The sequence below is a fragment of the Gilliamella sp. ESL0232 genome (assembly GCF_013346885.1).
GTDB classification, from domain to species: domain Bacteria; phylum Pseudomonadota; class Gammaproteobacteria; order Enterobacterales; family Orbaceae; genus Gilliamella; species Gilliamella bombi.
On sequence record NZ_JAAEDW010000009.1, the window covers coordinates 82,221 to 98,349 of the forward strand.

At 35.7% G+C, this 16,129-nt stretch carries 15 protein-coding genes and 1 pseudogene; 2 read left to right on the forward strand and 14 right to left on the reverse strand.

Features of this window, described 5'->3' with window-relative positions; translation table 11 throughout:
• Window positions 1-92: 92 nt before the first annotated feature.
• The 4 genes from GYW75_RS10125 to treR all read right to left on the reverse strand — a co-directional run bounded on the left by GYW75_RS10125 (window position 93) and on the right by treR (window position 5,133).
• On the reverse strand, window positions 93-641 hold the full coding sequence (locus GYW75_RS10125) for a hypothetical protein (protein WP_174799293.1): 549 nt from the start codon (window positions 639-641) through the stop codon (window positions 93-95).
• A 173-nt stretch (window positions 642-814) separates the two neighbouring features.
• Window positions 815-2,488: an alpha,alpha-phosphotrehalase gene (treC, locus tag GYW75_RS10130; protein WP_174799294.1), complete on the reverse strand. Its 1,674-nt coding sequence runs from the start codon at window positions 2,486-2,488 to the stop codon at window positions 815-817.
• Between the two features lie 76 nt (window positions 2,489-2,564).
• Window positions 2,565-3,992, reverse strand: a complete 1,428-nt coding sequence (gene treB, locus GYW75_RS10135) for a PTS trehalose transporter subunit IIBC (RefSeq protein ID WP_085165870.1) — start codon at window positions 3,990-3,992, stop codon at window positions 2,565-2,567.
• A 178-nt stretch (window positions 3,993-4,170) separates the two neighbouring features.
• Complete coding sequence (gene treR / locus GYW75_RS10140) at window positions 4,171-5,133, reverse strand: trehalose operon repressor TreR (RefSeq protein WP_174799295.1); 963 nt, start codon at window positions 5,131-5,133, stop codon at window positions 4,171-4,173.
• A 261-nt stretch (window positions 5,134-5,394) separates the two neighbouring features.
• Between treR and GYW75_RS10145 the strand changes: the two genes are divergently transcribed.
• Window positions 5,395-5,922 carry a hypothetical protein gene (locus GYW75_RS10145; RefSeq protein WP_143422114.1) on the forward strand — a complete coding sequence of 176 codons (528 nt, stop codon included), beginning with the start codon at window positions 5,395-5,397 and terminating at the stop codon, window positions 5,920-5,922.
• Here the strand turns inward: GYW75_RS10145 and GYW75_RS10150 are convergent.
• Window positions 5,919-6,284, reverse strand: coding sequence for a winged helix-turn-helix transcriptional regulator (locus tag GYW75_RS10150; protein ID WP_091348146.1), 366 nt, complete (start codon window positions 6,282-6,284; stop codon window positions 5,919-5,921). The two genes, GYW75_RS10145 and GYW75_RS10150, sit on opposite strands and share 4 nt — an antisense overlap.
• A 140-nt stretch (window positions 6,285-6,424) precedes the next feature.
• Here GYW75_RS10150 and GYW75_RS10155 point away from each other — a divergent pair, with 140 nt between their 5' ends.
• Window positions 6,425-7,060: an NAD(P)-dependent oxidoreductase gene (locus GYW75_RS10155; protein WP_065590769.1), complete on the forward strand. Its 636-nt coding sequence runs from the start codon at window positions 6,425-6,427 to the stop codon at window positions 7,058-7,060.
• 262 nt (window positions 7,061-7,322) lie between these two features.
• Here GYW75_RS10155 and GYW75_RS10160 read toward each other — a convergent pair whose 3' ends face one another.
• The 9 genes and pseudogenes from GYW75_RS10160 to mrdB form a co-directional block, all read right to left on the reverse strand.
• Window positions 7,323-7,811: an NADAR family protein gene (locus GYW75_RS10160; protein WP_202983970.1), complete on the reverse strand. Its 489-nt coding sequence runs from the start codon at window positions 7,809-7,811 to the stop codon at window positions 7,323-7,325.
• Between the two features lie 452 nt (window positions 7,812-8,263).
• A pseudogene (locus tag GYW75_RS12495) lies at window positions 8,264-8,403 on the reverse strand (IS5/IS1182 family transposase); the annotation flags it as partial.
• Window positions 8,404-8,781: 378 nt separating this feature from the next.
• Window positions 8,782-9,705: a hypothetical protein gene (locus GYW75_RS10165; protein WP_238786471.1), complete on the reverse strand. Its 924-nt coding sequence runs from the start codon at window positions 9,703-9,705 to the stop codon at window positions 8,782-8,784.
• A gap of 533 nt (window positions 9,706-10,238) precedes the next feature.
• Window positions 10,239-10,796 (reverse strand): ribosome recycling factor, encoded by a 558-nt coding sequence (frr, locus tag GYW75_RS10170; RefSeq protein ID WP_065560532.1) that lies wholly within the window; start codon window positions 10,794-10,796, stop codon window positions 10,239-10,241.
• Between the two features lie 29 nt (window positions 10,797-10,825).
• Window positions 10,826-11,560 carry a UMP kinase gene (gene pyrH / locus GYW75_RS10175; protein WP_034911998.1) on the reverse strand — a complete coding sequence of 245 codons (735 nt, stop codon included), beginning with the start codon at window positions 11,558-11,560 and terminating at the stop codon, window positions 10,826-10,828.
• 118 nt (window positions 11,561-11,678) lie between these two features.
• A complete protein-coding gene (gene tsf, locus GYW75_RS10180) occupies window positions 11,679-12,536 on the reverse strand; it encodes a translation elongation factor Ts (protein WP_034911975.1) in 858 nt (285 codons plus the stop codon).
• 84 nt (window positions 12,537-12,620) lie between these two features.
• Window positions 12,621-13,358 (reverse strand): 30S ribosomal protein S2, encoded by a 738-nt coding sequence (gene rpsB / locus GYW75_RS10185; RefSeq protein WP_034947534.1) that lies wholly within the window; start codon window positions 13,356-13,358, stop codon window positions 12,621-12,623.
• 468 nt (window positions 13,359-13,826) lie between these two features.
• Window positions 13,827-15,008, reverse strand: a complete 1,182-nt coding sequence (locus GYW75_RS10190; RefSeq protein ID WP_085163801.1) for a serine hydrolase — start codon at window positions 15,006-15,008, stop codon at window positions 13,827-13,829.
• A gap of 14 nt (window positions 15,009-15,022) precedes the next feature.
• Window positions 15,023-16,129, reverse strand: coding sequence for a peptidoglycan glycosyltransferase MrdB (gene mrdB / locus GYW75_RS10195; RefSeq protein WP_034911963.1), 1,107 nt, complete (start codon window positions 16,127-16,129; stop codon window positions 15,023-15,025).

Below are 16,129 nucleotides of genomic sequence, written 5' to 3' on the forward strand. Positions count from 1 at the left end.
AATTATAAAAATAATTCAATTAGTTATTTACAATACATGTCATTATGTTAATTTATTTCACTTCCTTGTGATACTCTAATTTAAGTATGAAATTATTTTAATTTAGATTTTTTGGTTTCTTTTCTTTCTTTTAGCTCTTTTAATTCAAATTCCAAAACCTGCCAAAAATCCATATTTGTTGGTTCCAAAACATTCATTTCGTGATTAAATTTTACAATATCACTAAATTCATTAACACAATACATATCAGCATCATTAATAATTTTCAAGATTGGGATTGCTTTAAGCCCTGTTTCCTGCATAAATTGATGGCCAATAAAATCAAGCCTCATCCAATCAGCACTTAATTTAGAGGCTGTATAAGTATGAAAACCATATAAAAATGTCCAAAAAGGTCCCACGGCCATTGCTTGAGGACGACGCCAAATCTCCTCTTTTACTTCAATATAAATGCCTCTATGGGGAATAACATCACAATCTTCACCAAGTAAATGAGCAACATATTCATCAGGAAATTTAATTGCCAAACTATTTTCAATATTGCGAATATCTTGCAATACTATTTTATCTTCAGCCATTGGAAAAACACTATAATCTCTATCTAAATACTGATTCATTAATAAAATCGTTTTGTCTTCCATCCTCATTCCTCTTTAATTTTTTATTTACCCATTTTTTAAGCAAAATATTATAACTTTTAGGCTATTTTTTAAAAGATATTTTAATTAAATCGATCAACTGGTTGGCTTTAAAATGGGACAATTATCGTACATTAAAATGGACAATCTTTTTATAGATTGCCCATATCGCTTGCTTAATCCGCCTGTTGCAACCAATATATGGCTTCATAAGGTCTTAATCTTATTTCAGAACCTAGCCGATGGTTATCTTGATAATTGCTAAATAATCGTTGCCAATTCAAGAGTTGTAACGAATTAGGTAATGACCATGTCAGTGTTTTATCGGTCAGATTTACTATCACTAGTAATTTTTGATTATGCCACCGTCTGATATAGCACCAATAATCAGCAATATCTGGCGTTAAATCTTGATAATCACCAAAAATAAAAATCGGGTATGTTTTGCGTAATTTAATTAAGGTTTGATAGCAATAAAATATCGAATCAGGATCATCAAGTGCCGCTTTGACATTAATTTGTGGATAATTGTTTGCCACCTCAATCCAAGGCTTACCTTTAGTAAAGCCAGCATTGGCTGAATTATCCCATTGCATTGGTGTTCGGCTATTGTCTCTGGATTTGCTAGCAAGGATTGCTAAAATTTCCGCTTTAGGTATACCATCAGCTATTTTTTCTTGATAAATGTTAAGACTTTCAACATCTTTATATTGTGAAATATCAGTAAAATGAGGATTAGTCATACCGATTTCTTCACCTTGATAAAGATAAGGTGTGCCTTGTAAACCATACAGCAGCATGGCTAACATTTTGGCAGATTGTTTGTGATATTGGTTTTCATCACCAAGGCGTGAGACGATACGAGGTTGATCATGATTACACCAAAAAATTGCATTCCAAGCCTTATCTTGCATGCCTGTTTGCCAATAGCCAAGGATTTTTTTGAGTTCAAGTAAATCAGGTTTAGCCAGCGTCCATTTATCACCGTTTGGATAATCGATTTTTAGATGATGAAAGTTAAACGTCATGGTCAATTCTTTACCATCTAAGCTAGCATATTTTTGGCAGTTTTCTAATGTGGTGGATGACATTTCGCCAACTGTTTTAAGTTGGTTGGGTTGAAAAACATCACGACTGATCTCTTGTAAAAATTCATGAATTTTTGGACCATCGGTATAAAATCGACGACCATCGCCATTTTCATCATCCAGAAAATCTTGCTGTTTTGAAACTAAATTAATCACATCAAGCCTTAATGCATCAACGCCTTTATCAGCCCAAAATTGACATACTTTTTTGATTTCTTGACGAACAGTTGGATTTTCCCAATTAAGATCGGCTTGCTGTTTAGCAAATAAGTGCAAATAATACTGTTTTGATTGTTCATGCCATTGCCATGCTTTACCGCCAAATTTTGACCGCCAATTGTTAGGCTCTGAGCCATCGGCTTTAGCGTCTTTCCAAATATAAAATGAGCGATAAGGACTTGACTTATCTAAGGCTGATTTAAACCATGGGTGCTGTGTTGAAGTATGATTAAACACCATATCCATCATAATGCGAATACCACGCTCGTGCGCTTGTTTAACCAGTAGTTCGAAATCAGCCATTGAGCCATAGCTCGGATCTATATCATAATAATCCGACACATCATAACCGTTATCAATTTGTGGGGATGGATAAATCGGCGTTAACCAAATAGCACTAACCCCTAAATTTTCAAGATAGTCTAATCGGCTAATAATACCTAATAAATCACCCGTCGAACCAGCGCCACTAGCTTGGAAACTTTTTGGATAGATCTGGTAAATAGTACCATTTTGCCACCAAGGGATATCGATTTTATTCATTGCTTGCTCTTTATTATTTATTTTTCATAAATTAACCGCTCAATAACAAGAACGGTTAATGGTTATTAGCTCGTGTTTAACGAATATCTAACGTACCTTTTTTAAGTTTAATTTTATAAACGATCGAAGTTAAAACAATCGGAACCACAATTGCCACAATCATCGCCAAAGCATAAATCGACCAATATATCGGCTTTATCGATAAAATACCCGGCAAACCGCCAACCCCAATACCATTAGATAACACACCAAATAAACCACAAATTAACCCGGCTAAAGCTGAACCAACCATGGCGCACAGCATCGGGAATTTATAGCGCAAATTAATACCATACATAGCAGGCTCGGTTACCCCAAGATAACCTGATATGGCAGCAGGAACCGACACTTCACGCTCATTATGTTTTTTACTAACTAAAATAATACCCACAACAGCCGAAGCTTGAGCAATATTAGATAAAGCAATAATTGGCCAAATCGGCGTACCGCCCATGCTTTCAGTCATTTGTAAGTCAATTGCAAGGGTTGTATGGTGAATACCAGTAATAACCAATGGTGAATAAAAGAAACCAAAAACAGCAGCGCCAATAAAGGCATAATCACCAGTCATTAAATATTTAACAATAAAAGCAATACCATTACCTAACATTCTTCCAATTGGACCTAAAAGGAAATGTGCTAAAAACACAGAAACAAGAAGCGCAACAATCGGCACAATCACTAGATTCAAGTAATCAGGTACAATTTTGCGTAATCGTGTTTCGATCCAACCCAACGCTAAACCTGCAAAAATAGACGGAATCACCTGCGCTTGATAGCCGACTTTTTCGATACTAAACCAACCAAAATCCCAAACATCAGGTATTTTACTGCCAAGGTCATAAGCGTTCATCAATTGTGGTGAAACCAAAGTGATGCCTAAAACAATACCTAAAATTGGCGATCCTCCCATCTTTTTCACGGTAGACCAACAAATGGCAACTGGTAAAAAGTGGAAAATCGCCTCGCAAGGTAACCAAAGTATACTGTAAATTGGCGCTAGCCAATGATAGGTTTGTATCAGCGGCTTATCATCAATAGTTGGCATTTCACCAATAATATTACGTAACCCAAGTAATAAACCACCAGCGATTAAAGCTGGTAATAATGGCACAAAAATTTCCGCTAAGTTAGAAATAAACCTTTCAAAAAAAGACATATTCTTTTTAGCTGCTACTTTAGTTTGCTCTTTGCTTGCTTCATCTAAATTTAATTGCTGGATCAATGCTTTGTAATAACTATCAACATTGGTGCCAATGATAACTTGAAACTGTCCAGCATTATTAAAACAACCTTTCACAAAAGGCAGTTCTTCTATAGCTTGGACATCAGCTAGCTTAGGATCAACTAAGGCAAACCTCAATCTTGTTAAACAGTGAGTGACACTGGCAATATTTTCTTTCCCACCAATCAACTCGATTAATTGCATTATCGATTGGCTAGTTAATTGGGAATTTTTAGCCATAAAAGGTCTCCTTTAAATTAGAATTAGCCTTTTTATTTCACTAATAATCTGGCTATTTTGAATATAGATTAAGCATAGATTGAATTGATAAATTAATAAATGGGAACGTTCCCTTTTTTGTGATTAATATCACAAATTAGAGCAAAATAAGCACAAATTAAATAAAAATAACTACTGGTTAGCTTATTAAATGGCAAGGAATGGTGATACTTTTCAGTTCAAACTGATTTTGTAACATATTAAGTAACTCTTGAGCCGCACAACTACCTGCTTGATCAAAACCGAGTTCAACTGCACAAGTCTTAGGAAAAAGAAAACTCAGTAGCTCACTATTACCAATGCTAGCTACGGTAATATGTTCAAGCTGTTTTTCGTGTAAATACTTATTTAATCCTAATGCAATACCATCAGTTGCACAAACGATAGCCGATGGATTTTTAGTTAACACCAACTGGGCAAGATCATAACCTGAACGATAACTTAATTGACCTAAAACCGCATTGGGGCTAAGTTGATATTGCTGGCAAAAATCCAAATAGGCTTGATAACGCAATGCGCCAGTAGTTTGGTCTTGTTGCTCAATACCGATATAACCAATATTTTGATGTTGTTGCGATTGATATAAATGAGCAAGCAATAATCTAACTGCACCAATATCATCATAACAAATACAAGTATGATCTTGGAATTTTCTTGCGATTACTACACTACTATTTTGCCAGGTGGATAATAATGACTGCTCTAGTCCAGTAAATGCAAAGATAACTACGCCATCAGCTTGTTTACCTTTAAGCATGGATAAATATTCTTTGACTTTGGCTGTACTAAATTGGCTTTCCATAATGATAGGATCATAACCATGCCGATAAAAAATAGGCAACATACTTTGAACAGCTTGATTTTCAGAAAGAGAATCAAGGCGAGTTACAATAATCCCAATCACTTTATTCCCATAACCACGCATCGCTCTTGCCGATTTAGACGGCGTAAAGTGATACTGTTCAATGATTGCCAAAACTTTATTACGCGTAGCTTCTTTAACCATAGGATCATGATTAATCACTCGAGACACGGTAGATTTACTTACCGAACAAAGCTTTGCAATATCTTTAATGGTTAAGTTGTTTGAAGATATACTCATAATAATTTAGCCAACAAAAATCAATAAAATCATACTAATCTATTTTATAAAAAATAGCGATTTGAGATTATTTATACCAGTTGGTAAATAAGTTTTGTTAACTAATAGCTATATTAAGATTTAATATAAAATTGACCATTTACCCATTGATATTAAAATAATTTTATTTAACTAAATTCTGACAAATACTATCTAATGCAGTTATTTTTTGTAACAATAGTAAATAATTTAAACAAAGCCTTAAAAAGGAAAAAAATAAAGGTGTCATACAAATTTTTATGCAGTTCACTGCTCATTTTGGGTTTCTCAGGATATGCATTAGCGACCGAAACAAATAATACAATTGAAGCACAATTTAAAGCGGCTTTATTATGCAAGGTTGCTCCAATTGATGGTCGTGATGCAAAAGTGGTTAAACAACTTAACCAACAAAACATTACCATAAAAAACTTAGAAGATGATGGGCTGATTAATTTAGAGTATCACTTTGCCAAACCGCTGGAAATAATGAATACGACTGTATCGCAAATTAAATACCAAGGCGATAGCGGTTCATATTTTTATGCTGTTGCCAAAGGTGATATAGATACATTTGCCAAAGCAATGGGGGCAATCCCAATCCCTGCCCATTTAAAAGAAGAAATGTCTTGGGGTGATATAGGACAATATTATCAATATACAGCCCCAATCACAGAAGAAAATCATTTTCCTAGTATCATTCTTATCGGTCGTGACAAAAATGCCAACTCAGATGAGTTTTATTTTGGCTGCGAAGAATTTGATAGTTAATTATGATTGATTGACGGATGAGGAAAAGGTGACTCATCCGCTTTTAATTTGTAAGCCTTTCCCCACTCTAACATGGCATCATGCACCTGTTTTAGACTTTGTCCAACCTCGGTTAATGTATATTCAACTCTGGGGGGAACCTCGGCATACACTTTGCGGGTTAATAACCCATTTTTTTCCATAGCTCGCAGGTGCTGAGTTAAAACTTTTTGTGATATACCAGTCAGCGATTTTTTTAGTTCACCAAAGCGCTTGGTTCCCGTAAGCAGGTCTCTCACAATTAAGACTTTCCACTTATCACCCATTAACATTAATGTTATTTCAACAGGGCAAATAGGCAAATCATTATTTAATTTAATCATTAATCCTTAAAATTCAACAATAGTTTCAAAAAAGTTACTATAGCACTATTTGGTACCTACTTTACAGTAGAAACGTTAAAGACTAATCTAAAACCATTCTTATATCATGTTAATCCTTAAACGATTAAAAGGAGTAAAGTATGAAAATAGCAGTCATTGGTGCGAGTGGTAAAACAGGGCAACTTTTAGTCAAAGAGGCGATTTCACGAGGGCATGATGTTACCGCAATAGTGCGCAAAGCGAGTCAACCGCTCGATCCCAAAGCAAATGTGCTAATTAAAGATCTGTTCGAATTAACCTATACTGATTTAAAACCCTTTGATGTGATTATCGATGCATTTGGTACTTGGGCACTGGAATCACTGCCATTGCATCAAACCAGTTTAAAACATTTAACGGATATATTAAGTGGTAAAACAAATCGCCTATTAGTGGTTGGGGGAGCAGGCAGTTTATATGTTAATCCACAGCATTCACTACGTTTGGTTGATTCACCTGATTTTCCTGAGGCATTTAAACCATTAGCCACCAATATGGCCAAAGCACTTGATGCGCTTAGAACGTGCGATGATGTGCAATGGACTTATTTAAGCCCAGCCATTGAGTTTAATGCTGATGGGGAAAGAACTGGGCATTATATCTTGGGCGGTGAAGAGGTGTTATTTAACAGCCAAGGAAAAAGCCAAATCAGTTATGCCGATTATGCCATTGCCATGATTGATGAAGCAGAAAAAGCCAAGCATATTAAACAACGTTTTACTGTGGCTACTGAGTGATATTTTTAAAATTCAGTTGCTAAGCGTTTCAAAACAGAAATAAACGTTTATTTTTTATAACAATTAACAAAATATCCCAACAAAAATATTCAACGCTTATTATTTTAGTGGTTGGATTTGGCTTGGGATATTTTTAACAAAAAGCTAATCTATGTTAGCGCCATAAACAAAAAAGTTGATAAAAAGATTGATAGTTTTGTCAAAAAGTTTCAGGTAACTATGTGTTTCAGTATAAAAATAGATGATTAATAGTTATTTAGAATTACGCTTTTAATGCCTTCCTTACTTGCATTAAAACTTCACCAAGTAAATTTTTGCCTCGCCATTTAGCCATATTAAATCTCATTTCGTCATCAATACTTAAACCAATTCCCCAAATCTTGTCATAAGGGCTTGCTTCTGCTAATACTTTATCTTTGGTTGATAATAGATATTTTTTAAGCTCATCATTTTGAGAAAATTTTGCATAATTACCCTCAAAAACAATCTCTTTTTTATGCTTATTCCATATATTTTCATCAAAATTACGCACAGTTTGCCCCAGCTTTTTTTGCATTTTAGATGACGGAATAGATAGAATAGCATTGGCACTCTCTATATCTTTAAATAACAAAGCTTTAGAATACATCATCCATTGTTCTGCACTAGTAAATGCTATTTCATTAGTAACAAAATGACAAGGATACCACTGAGATAGATAATGATCAGGACTAAAAAAGAAAATCATTTTCTTCTTTCCGACTTGTTTCATCTATTTAAATTGCTCCTTTTGTAGAATAAATAAACTTACAGCTAAGAAACCTCTGGATTGTTTACACTTCATAATTAAAATAACTCTTTAAAAATTCATAATGCGTCTTAGCCATATTATAAAAGTTAATAAATCGCCTAAAATTTTATTCTCTATATGGTGAATCTGCAAATATTTGCTGATTCAAAATATATCCCTTTATAAATCCATACTAAATTTGTATATTTGCCCATTAAAGGTGATAATTAATTTTGTCACAAAATTTTATAATAAACCGACTCATTGTATTTTTCTAGTTTTTGGCATAGTCCATTTTTCTAAAGCTTGTTGTATTGCTAACTAAATATTTTTTTAACTGAATTATTAAGGCAGTTGACTTTTTGTGTTTATATATTAATCAACAATACATTGGTAGCCACATAAGTATAAATACCAGCAATAACATAATGTTATCCTTGCGAAAGCTCGAAACAAATCGGTAGACCACCATTATCAAAAGCAAAGTGGATTTTAGCTGAGTTGCCCCATAGCTTTTTCCTATCTGATGTGAATGCTAAGTTGCTACATCTAAGCTACGTTGATGCGCTCGCACATTTGGTCGAGTTTTTTTATGTGTTTGATTATTGGTTTTATGTTGAATCCTAATAATTGATTTATCACATAAAACGATTGGTTGTATGTCTTTAAAAAAGTCCTTCTCTCAAAAAATGAATCGGGTTGTCACTTAATGCTAATTTTTGTTTAATTTCCATTGCATGACTCCTCTTTGTTTATTTGCTTGTCCTTGTGCCCCCGCCAGCCACGCTTTCAGCGTTGGTGGCGGGGGGGCGCGATTGTGGCTTTGCCACAATAGCGCAACCCTAAGGAAAACGCCCCAACTTACGCGGGGGCTTTATTCTTTGTTATATTATCCTCTCAAGCACCATAACCCCATTCCGCGCCATAAGGATTAAGAACTAAACGCTAAAAGCTAAGGTGCGGTGCAAAGGCCATAGCGGGGGTAGCTGGCACTGATGCTGGAGAAGACGATGCCGAAGCGCGAGTCGACAAGGAACTGGTAGTTATAGTTACCTGTTGCGTCGCTCGTCAAGTAGACGTCGCTGACGAAGCCCGCATCAGTGTAGTTGTCCATGTATCCCCACTCCGTGAAAAAGCCAGCGCCTATGTTACGCTGGTAACGATTCCACCCAGACGACGGCGTGGCGCCTAAATTATTATAGTTTGAATTGGTTAAATCTCTTACCCGTGGCATTCGATAACCCAAACTATTACACCATGCTAAATGGTCACTATAAGTATTCAATTGACGACCACGATTGACGAACCACTGCCTCAACTCAAATCCATATTTTACTACCTCTACACCATCTCTATCTCTACCCACTAACTCAAACGTCTGTGGTAACTGCGGCATAACAATTGGGTTAGGATGTGGATTGTACCATTGATTTCTTGCCTCTGGACCTGTTAGCTTAACACGGGCGACAACTTGTCCCTTATCTTCATCAGCAATCCAGTTAATCCAGCAATCATTAGCTACAACATTTGTCACTGTTGCAGTAATTCCCTCATGCGTGACCGGTTCCCATGTCAATTCATTTATATCTACTCCACTTATGAGTAAATCAAAATATAAATTATGCGCACCCGTGGTCGGAAAATTAAGACTGTATGACTCAGGATTGATTGATTGTACTAAAAAGCCTTTACGAAGATTCCATATGTCAGCTGGGCCAGCGGAGAAGCCCGTACCCACATATAGATTCGGCCTTGCATAATTGATAACTGGCGACGGTATTATTATTGCATCACTACGATTACCCGCTCGAGCCTTTTTACCATTCGCCTGAACATTCCATGACGATGACAATAATAACAGTGCTAATACTAGCAAAACTGTTTTAGGTGATTTGAGCGATAATTTCGATAATACGTTGAGAGATAATTTGGAAAATATAAATAAGTTTCGTGAAAAAACTCGTCGAATAAGATTATTTGATAAACTTAAGACATAGGTTTGCCAGTGCTGGTGTCTGGTGTCTGGTGTCTAAAATGATAATGCATTATGGTCCACCTGTCAAGTAATGATTTGTTTTATTTAAATTTTTATAATTATTCGCTTATTTAATAAGCTTGTTTTCCTACAACGATAAAAGTATAACCATTTATAAAATAGTTGGCTAGTTTTTTGGCGGACTTTTTTGTAAATAATTGTGCGTAGTGAGGTAACGGCGGGTGTTGGTGCTATGGGATGTTTTTTTGGAGTTCGGTTTTGGATGACTGTTTTAGGGGGCTGTTTTGGATGAAAATCAGATTAAAAAATAAATAAAATCAATTCATTTACTGACCGATTTTTAAAATCAAGGAAAAACACTCTGCTTTATAAAACAGAGCGTTTGGAAGAAAAGAGGAAAAAGAAGATAAAAATTAGAATTCCATTAGTTCCTTTTCTTTATCGGCAAGCACTGTATCTAATTTTTTAATTGCGGCATCTGTCGCTTTTTGGATTAAATCTTGTGCTTTACGTTCATCATCTTCAGATATTTCTTTATCTTTTAGTAATGCTTTGATTTGGTCGTTGGCATCACGGCGAATATTACGGATCGATACTCGACCTTGTTCTGCTTCGTTACGGACAATTTTGGTTAAGTCTCGACGGCGTTCTTCGGTTAGTGGCGGTAATGGAACGCGAATAACGGTACCTGCTGATGCTGGGTTAAGTCCTAAATCTGATGTTAAGATTGCTTTTTCAATTAGTGGCGTAAGTGATTTGTCAAATACAGTAATCGCTAGCGTTCTTGCATCTTCAGCAACGATGTTAGCTAGTTGGCGTAATGGCGTTGGACTACCATAATATTCAACCATAATACCATCTAATAAGCTTGGTGATGCGCGACCCGTTCTTACTTTAGAAATATGATTTTGAAACGCATCAATACTTTTTTCCATGCGCGTTTGCGCTTCTTTTTGAATCTCGTTTAACATAATAAAAGCCTTATTTAAAATAAAGATAATTAACTGGTTACTGTTGCTTTGTTATTAATTAACGTCCCTTCTTGTTCACCTAATATAACACGACGCAACGCTCCAGGTTTATTCATATTAAAGACACAAATTGGTAAATTATGATCCCTTGCTAATGTGAATGCCGCTAAATCCATTACTTTAAGCTCATCTGTAAGCACTTTTTCATAGCTTAGTGTTTTATAAAGTGTTGCTGTTGGATCTTTAACAGGATCGGCAGAGTAAACACCATCTACTTTGGTCGCTTTTAAGACAACATCTGCACCAATTTCAATACCCCGTAAGCATGCTGCTGAATCGGTTGTGAAAAAAGGATTACCAGTTCCAGCAGAAAGGATAACGACTTTACCATGACGAAGCAAGCTAATTGCTTCAGTCCAACGATAGTCATCGCACACGCCATTTAATGGAATGGCTGACATTAGGCGAGCGTTTACTTCTATTCGGTGCAATGCATCTCGCATCGCAAGTCCATTCATGACAGTTGCAAGCATGCCCATGTGATCACCAACTACTCGGTTCATTCCCGCTTTAGCAAGCCCTGCGCCACGAAATAGATTACCACCCCCAATAACAACAGCAACTTCAACATTCATTTCAATAAGCTCTTTTATTTCTTGAGCCATACGATCAAGAACGGTTGCATCAATACCAAAACCTTCGTCACCTTGTAGTGCTTCACCACTGAGTTTAAGAAGAATACGTTTATAAAAAGGGGTTACCATATGATGTCTCACTGTTTCGTTATTTAATAAAATAAGGAGCTAGGGCTCCTATCTAGCAGTAATTTTAAAATATTTTGTAGATAAACAAAACCGCCTTAACGGCGGTTTTATAAAACAATTAAGATTGTTTTGATATTGCTGCAACTTCTGCTGCGAAGTCAACTTCGACTTTTTCAATACCTTCACCCACTTCAAAACGAATGAATGAAGTAACTGCTGCGCTCTTTTCTTTTAATAAGTCGCCAACAGTTTTTGAAGGTTCCATTACAAATGGTTGACCAGTTAGTGATACTTCACCAGTGAATTTACGCATACGGCCTTCAACCATTTTTTCAGCGATTTCACGTGGTTTACCTGATTGCATTGCGATATCAATTTGAATGTTACGTTCATGTTCAACTACATCAGCAGGTACGTCACTTGGATCAACGTACTCTGGTTTGCTTGCAGCAATGTGCATTGCGATGTGTTTAACTAATTCATCGTCAGCACCGTTTGCAGCAACTAATACACCAATACGAGCACCGTGTTGGTAACTACCTACTACGTCACCAGCAATTTCAGCAACACGACGAATACCGATGTTTTCACCAATTTTAGCAACTAAAGCTGTGCGCTCTTCTTCAAATTTAGCTTGTAATGCAGCAATATCGCTAATGCGTTCTGTTAATGCCGCCTCTGCAACTTTATCACTAAATGCTAAGAATCCTGCATCTTTAGCAACAAAGTCTGTTTCGCAGTTTACTTCTAAGATAACACCCAATTTTTTATCCGCAGATATTTTAGAAATAATAACACCTTCAGCCGCAACACGACCTGCTTTTTTAGCTGCTTTTGCTTGACCTGATTTACGCATGTTGTCAATTGCAAGTTCGATATCACCGTTTGCTTCAACTAATGCTTTTTTACATTCCATCATACCTGCGCCAGTTCTTTCGCGCAGTTCTTTTACCATAGAAGCGGTAACTTCAGCCATTTTTTAATCCTCTATTTAACCATTGTGATGATTTTCATTAGAATGGGTCGATATTATTATCGACCCTGAAAATATTTGAGTTTATTACTCTGCTGCTGGCGCTTCTTCTACGAAGCTTTCTTCAGATACTGGAGATTGGTTTTGTTCACGACCAGAACGTACTGCTTCAGCAACTGCATTTGCATATAATTGAATTGCACGAATCGCATCATCATTACCTGGAACAACGTAATCAATACCATCAGGATCTGAGTTAGTATCAACAATAGCAATGACTGGAATACCTAAGTTGTTAGCTTCTTTGATAGCGATATGTTCGTGGTCTGCACCAATAACAAAGATCACATCAGGTAAGCCACCCATATTTTTAATTCCACCCAAGCTATTTTCTAATTTAGCCATTTCACGAGCACGCATTAGTGCTTCTTTTTTGGTTAATTTATCGAATGTACCATCACTAGCTTGTGTTTCTAAATCTTTTAGACGTTTGATTGATTGACGTACTGTTTTCCAGTTAGTCAACATACCACCTAACCAACGGTGATTAACGTAGTATTGTCCACAGCTTTCAGCAGCTTGTTTAATTGCTTCGCTAGCTGCACGTTTTGTACCAACAAATAAAATTTTACCTTTACGAGCGGCAATCTTGTTTAATTCAGCTAATGCTTCGTTGAATAATGGTACTGTTTTTTCAAGATTGATAATATGAACTTTATTGCGTGCACCAAAAATAAATGGTTTCATTTTTGGGTTCCAATAACGAGTTTGGTGTCCAAAGTGTACACCCGCTTGTAACATATCGCGCATTGATACTGTAGTCATGATTTCCTCATTTTGACGTTGGGGTTATGCCTCCACATATCCGCTCTATCCGACCTATACATAAAGTAAAAGGCACCCCGGAAAAGTGTAATGATATGTGTGTGTTATAACGTTAATTAATCATTAAATTTAATGCTTTTATCCATCATTACTTTTGCAAAAAAATAATGTGAAATGTAGCGCGCGTTTTATACCATAAATAGTATAAGATTGCTAGCTTTATTTGTAATATTAACTGTTGTTAGCGGAGTTAATTATTGTAATGATGTATAGGTTAGTTTTATTAAGTGTTTATTGTATATTTAATTAGCAACTATTTGTTAAATATAGCGCTTTAATAAAAAATTCAATAAAATCAATAGCCTACCTGACGGTTTTTTATGGCAGTTTTTTATATTAGAAGATGTTTATTTTTAAAAAGTAAGGTTGTTCTGTAAGCTGATACTTACAGAACTGTGATAATTGAAACTAGCTAAATAATTTATGGCATTGTAGGCAGATCCAATCCCATATTCCACCAAAAAATCCTGTTTCTTCAACATTTTGCAAAGCAACAAGTGGCTGTTCACTAATTACTTTACCATCTAATAGGAACTGCATTTTACCTACGGCTGTACCTTTGGTTATTGGAGCATAAATATAATCATCAATTTTATATTCAACTTGCACATCTGCCGCACGACCTTTTGGTACTGTGATATAAGCGCCATTAGTTGCACCTAATTGAATTTTATTTTTATCACCATACCAAATCGTTTCTGTTGCTAATGGCGTATCAGCTTTTACAGGATTTGCAGTTTCAAAAAAGCGGAATCCCCATACTAATAGTTTTTTACTTTCTTCTTCACGCCCTTTAAAGGTTCGTCCACCTAGTACCGCTGAAATTAAACGGGTATTGCCATCAACCGCTGAAGCAACTAAGTTATAGCCAGCAGCATTGGTATGTCCTGTTTTAATTCCATCAACGTTTAATGTGGTATCCCAAAGTAGTCCATTTCGATTAAGTTGTGGTTTTGATAGGGTATAGGTAAATTCTTTTTGTTTATAAATAGAATATTCTTCTGGTAAATCACGAATCAATGCTTGCCCTAAAAAAGCCATGTCTTTAGCTGTTGTGTATTGCCCTGGCGCATCGAGCCCATGAACGGTTTCAAAATGGGTATGGTTTAGTCCAATTTTTTTTGCATAATCATTCATTAGGTTAACAAATGCACCTTGGCTTCCTGCAACATGTTCAGCCATTGCAATACAAGCATCGTTACCAGATTGGATGATAATACCTTTATTAAGATCAGATACTGATACTGTTTTACCCACTTCTAAAAACATCAATGATGACCCTTTTAAAACAGGGTTGCCCGTTGCCCATGCATCTTTACTTACTACAACCATATCATCATTTTTTATGCGTCCTGAGCGTAGTGCTTGACCAACCACATAACTGGTCATCATTTTGGTTAGGCTAGCTGGGTCACGCTGTTGTTCAGCATTATATTGTGCCAAAATTTCGCCTGATTTTGCATCGATTAAAATATAAGATTCAGCATCTAGTTGTGGAATAGCTGGGATAGGAAAAGCCATTTCAGCCGATGCTGATGAACAAATTGCAAGCGCAAACAAAGCAAAAGATAATTTAAATTTCTTTTTCATTTATTTCAATTCCGTTAAATATTTTTAGACAACATATATCGATGTGTGTGAATAGACATCATAATGCCAAAACTTGCCATTAATACGACTAAAGATGAGCCACCATAACTTATTAGAGGTAATGGTACACCAACTACTGGTAAGATTCCACTGACCATACCAATATTAATAAATGCATAAATAAAAAATACTAAAATTAGTCCACCCGATAAAATTCGTCCAAATGTTGTTTGTGCTTGAGCTGCAATAATAAGTCCACGCACAATTAAGCATAAAAATAGAATTAACAAAATAATCGAACCAATAAAACCAAACTCTTCAGCTATAACTGAAAAGATAAAATCGGTGTGTCGCTCTGGTAAAAATTCAAGTTGCGATTGCGTACCTTCAAGCCAGCCTTTGCCCCATATACCACCCGATCCAATTGCTGTTTTAGATTGAATAATATGATAACCAGCCCCATTTGGATCAAGCTCAGGATTTATTAGCATCAATACGCGTTTTTGTTGATAATCATGCATTAAAAAAAACCACATAATTGGTAAAAATATAGCAATTAAAATTAATGCAATAAGAATATAGCGCCAATTAATGCCTGCTAAAAAAATAATAAAAATTCCTGACATAATAATCAATATTGCTGTGCCTAGATCTGGTTGCATAGCAACAAGTAATGTAGGCACTCCAATTATACCAAGTGTTTGTAATGTGGTTTTTAATGGCGGTGGGCATCCATCACGATGAATGAACTTTGCAACCATTAATGGTACGGCTATTTTGGCTATTTCAGAAGGTTGAAATCGCAAAATACCTAAATCTAACCAGCGCTGTGCGCCTTTACTGGTATATCCAAAAATATCTACTAATAATAGGATGATAATGCAAACAACATACAGATATGGTGACCATTTTTCATAGGTTCTGGGCGAAAATTGTGCCAGCGTAATCATTACAGTATAGCCAAGTAATATTTGTATTACTCGCTTTTGCATCATATCAATATTTTGCCCACTAGCACTCCAAAGTATATAAAGACTATAACCTAGTAATAAAGTAATAAATAAAAAAAATAAGGGATCAATATGTATTTTTTGCCAAAAAGATTTTTTACTATTATTCAT

Bases quoted from the DNA above. Each gene is read 5' to 3' on its own strand.
- GYW75_RS10125 (WP_174799293.1), bottom strand. From the start codon at position 641: ATGGAAGACAAAACGATTTTATTAATGAATCAGTATTTAGATAGAGAT.
- treC (WP_174799294.1), bottom strand. From the start codon at position 2,488: ATGAATAAAATCGATATCCCTTGGTGGCAAAATGGTACTATTTACCAG.
- treB (WP_085165870.1), bottom strand. From the start codon at position 3,992: ATGGCTAAAAATTCCCAATTAACTAGCCAATCGATAATGCAATTAATC.
- treR (WP_174799295.1), bottom strand. From the start codon at position 5,133: ATGAGTATATCTTCAAACAACTTAACCATTAAAGATATTGCAAAGCTT.
- GYW75_RS10150 (WP_091348146.1), bottom strand. From the start codon at position 6,284: ATGATTAAATTAAATAATGATTTGCCTATTTGCCCTGTTGAAATAACA.
- GYW75_RS10155 (WP_065590769.1), top strand. From the start codon at position 6,425: ATGAAAATAGCAGTCATTGGTGCGAGTGGTAAAACAGGGCAACTTTTA.
- GYW75_RS10160 (WP_202983970.1), bottom strand. From the start codon at position 7,811: ATGAAACAAGTCGGAAAGAAGAAAATGATTTTCTTTTTTAGTCCTGAT.
- frr (WP_065560532.1), bottom strand. From the start codon at position 10,796: ATGTTAAACGAGATTCAAAAAGAAGCGCAAACGCGCATGGAAAAAAGT.
- pyrH (WP_034911998.1), bottom strand. From the start codon at position 11,560: ATGGTAACCCCTTTTTATAAACGTATTCTTCTTAAACTCAGTGGTGAA.
- tsf (WP_034911975.1), bottom strand. From the start codon at position 12,536: ATGGCTGAAGTTACCGCTTCTATGGTAAAAGAACTGCGCGAAAGAACT.
- rpsB (WP_034947534.1), bottom strand. From the start codon at position 13,358: ATGACTACAGTATCAATGCGCGATATGTTACAAGCGGGTGTACACTTT.
- GYW75_RS10190 (WP_085163801.1), bottom strand. From the start codon at position 15,008: ATGAAAAAGAAATTTAAATTATCTTTTGCTTTGTTTGCGCTTGCAATT.
- mrdB (WP_034911963.1), bottom strand. From the start codon at position 16,129: ATGAATAATAGTAAAAAATCTTTTTGGCAAAAAATACATATTGATCCC.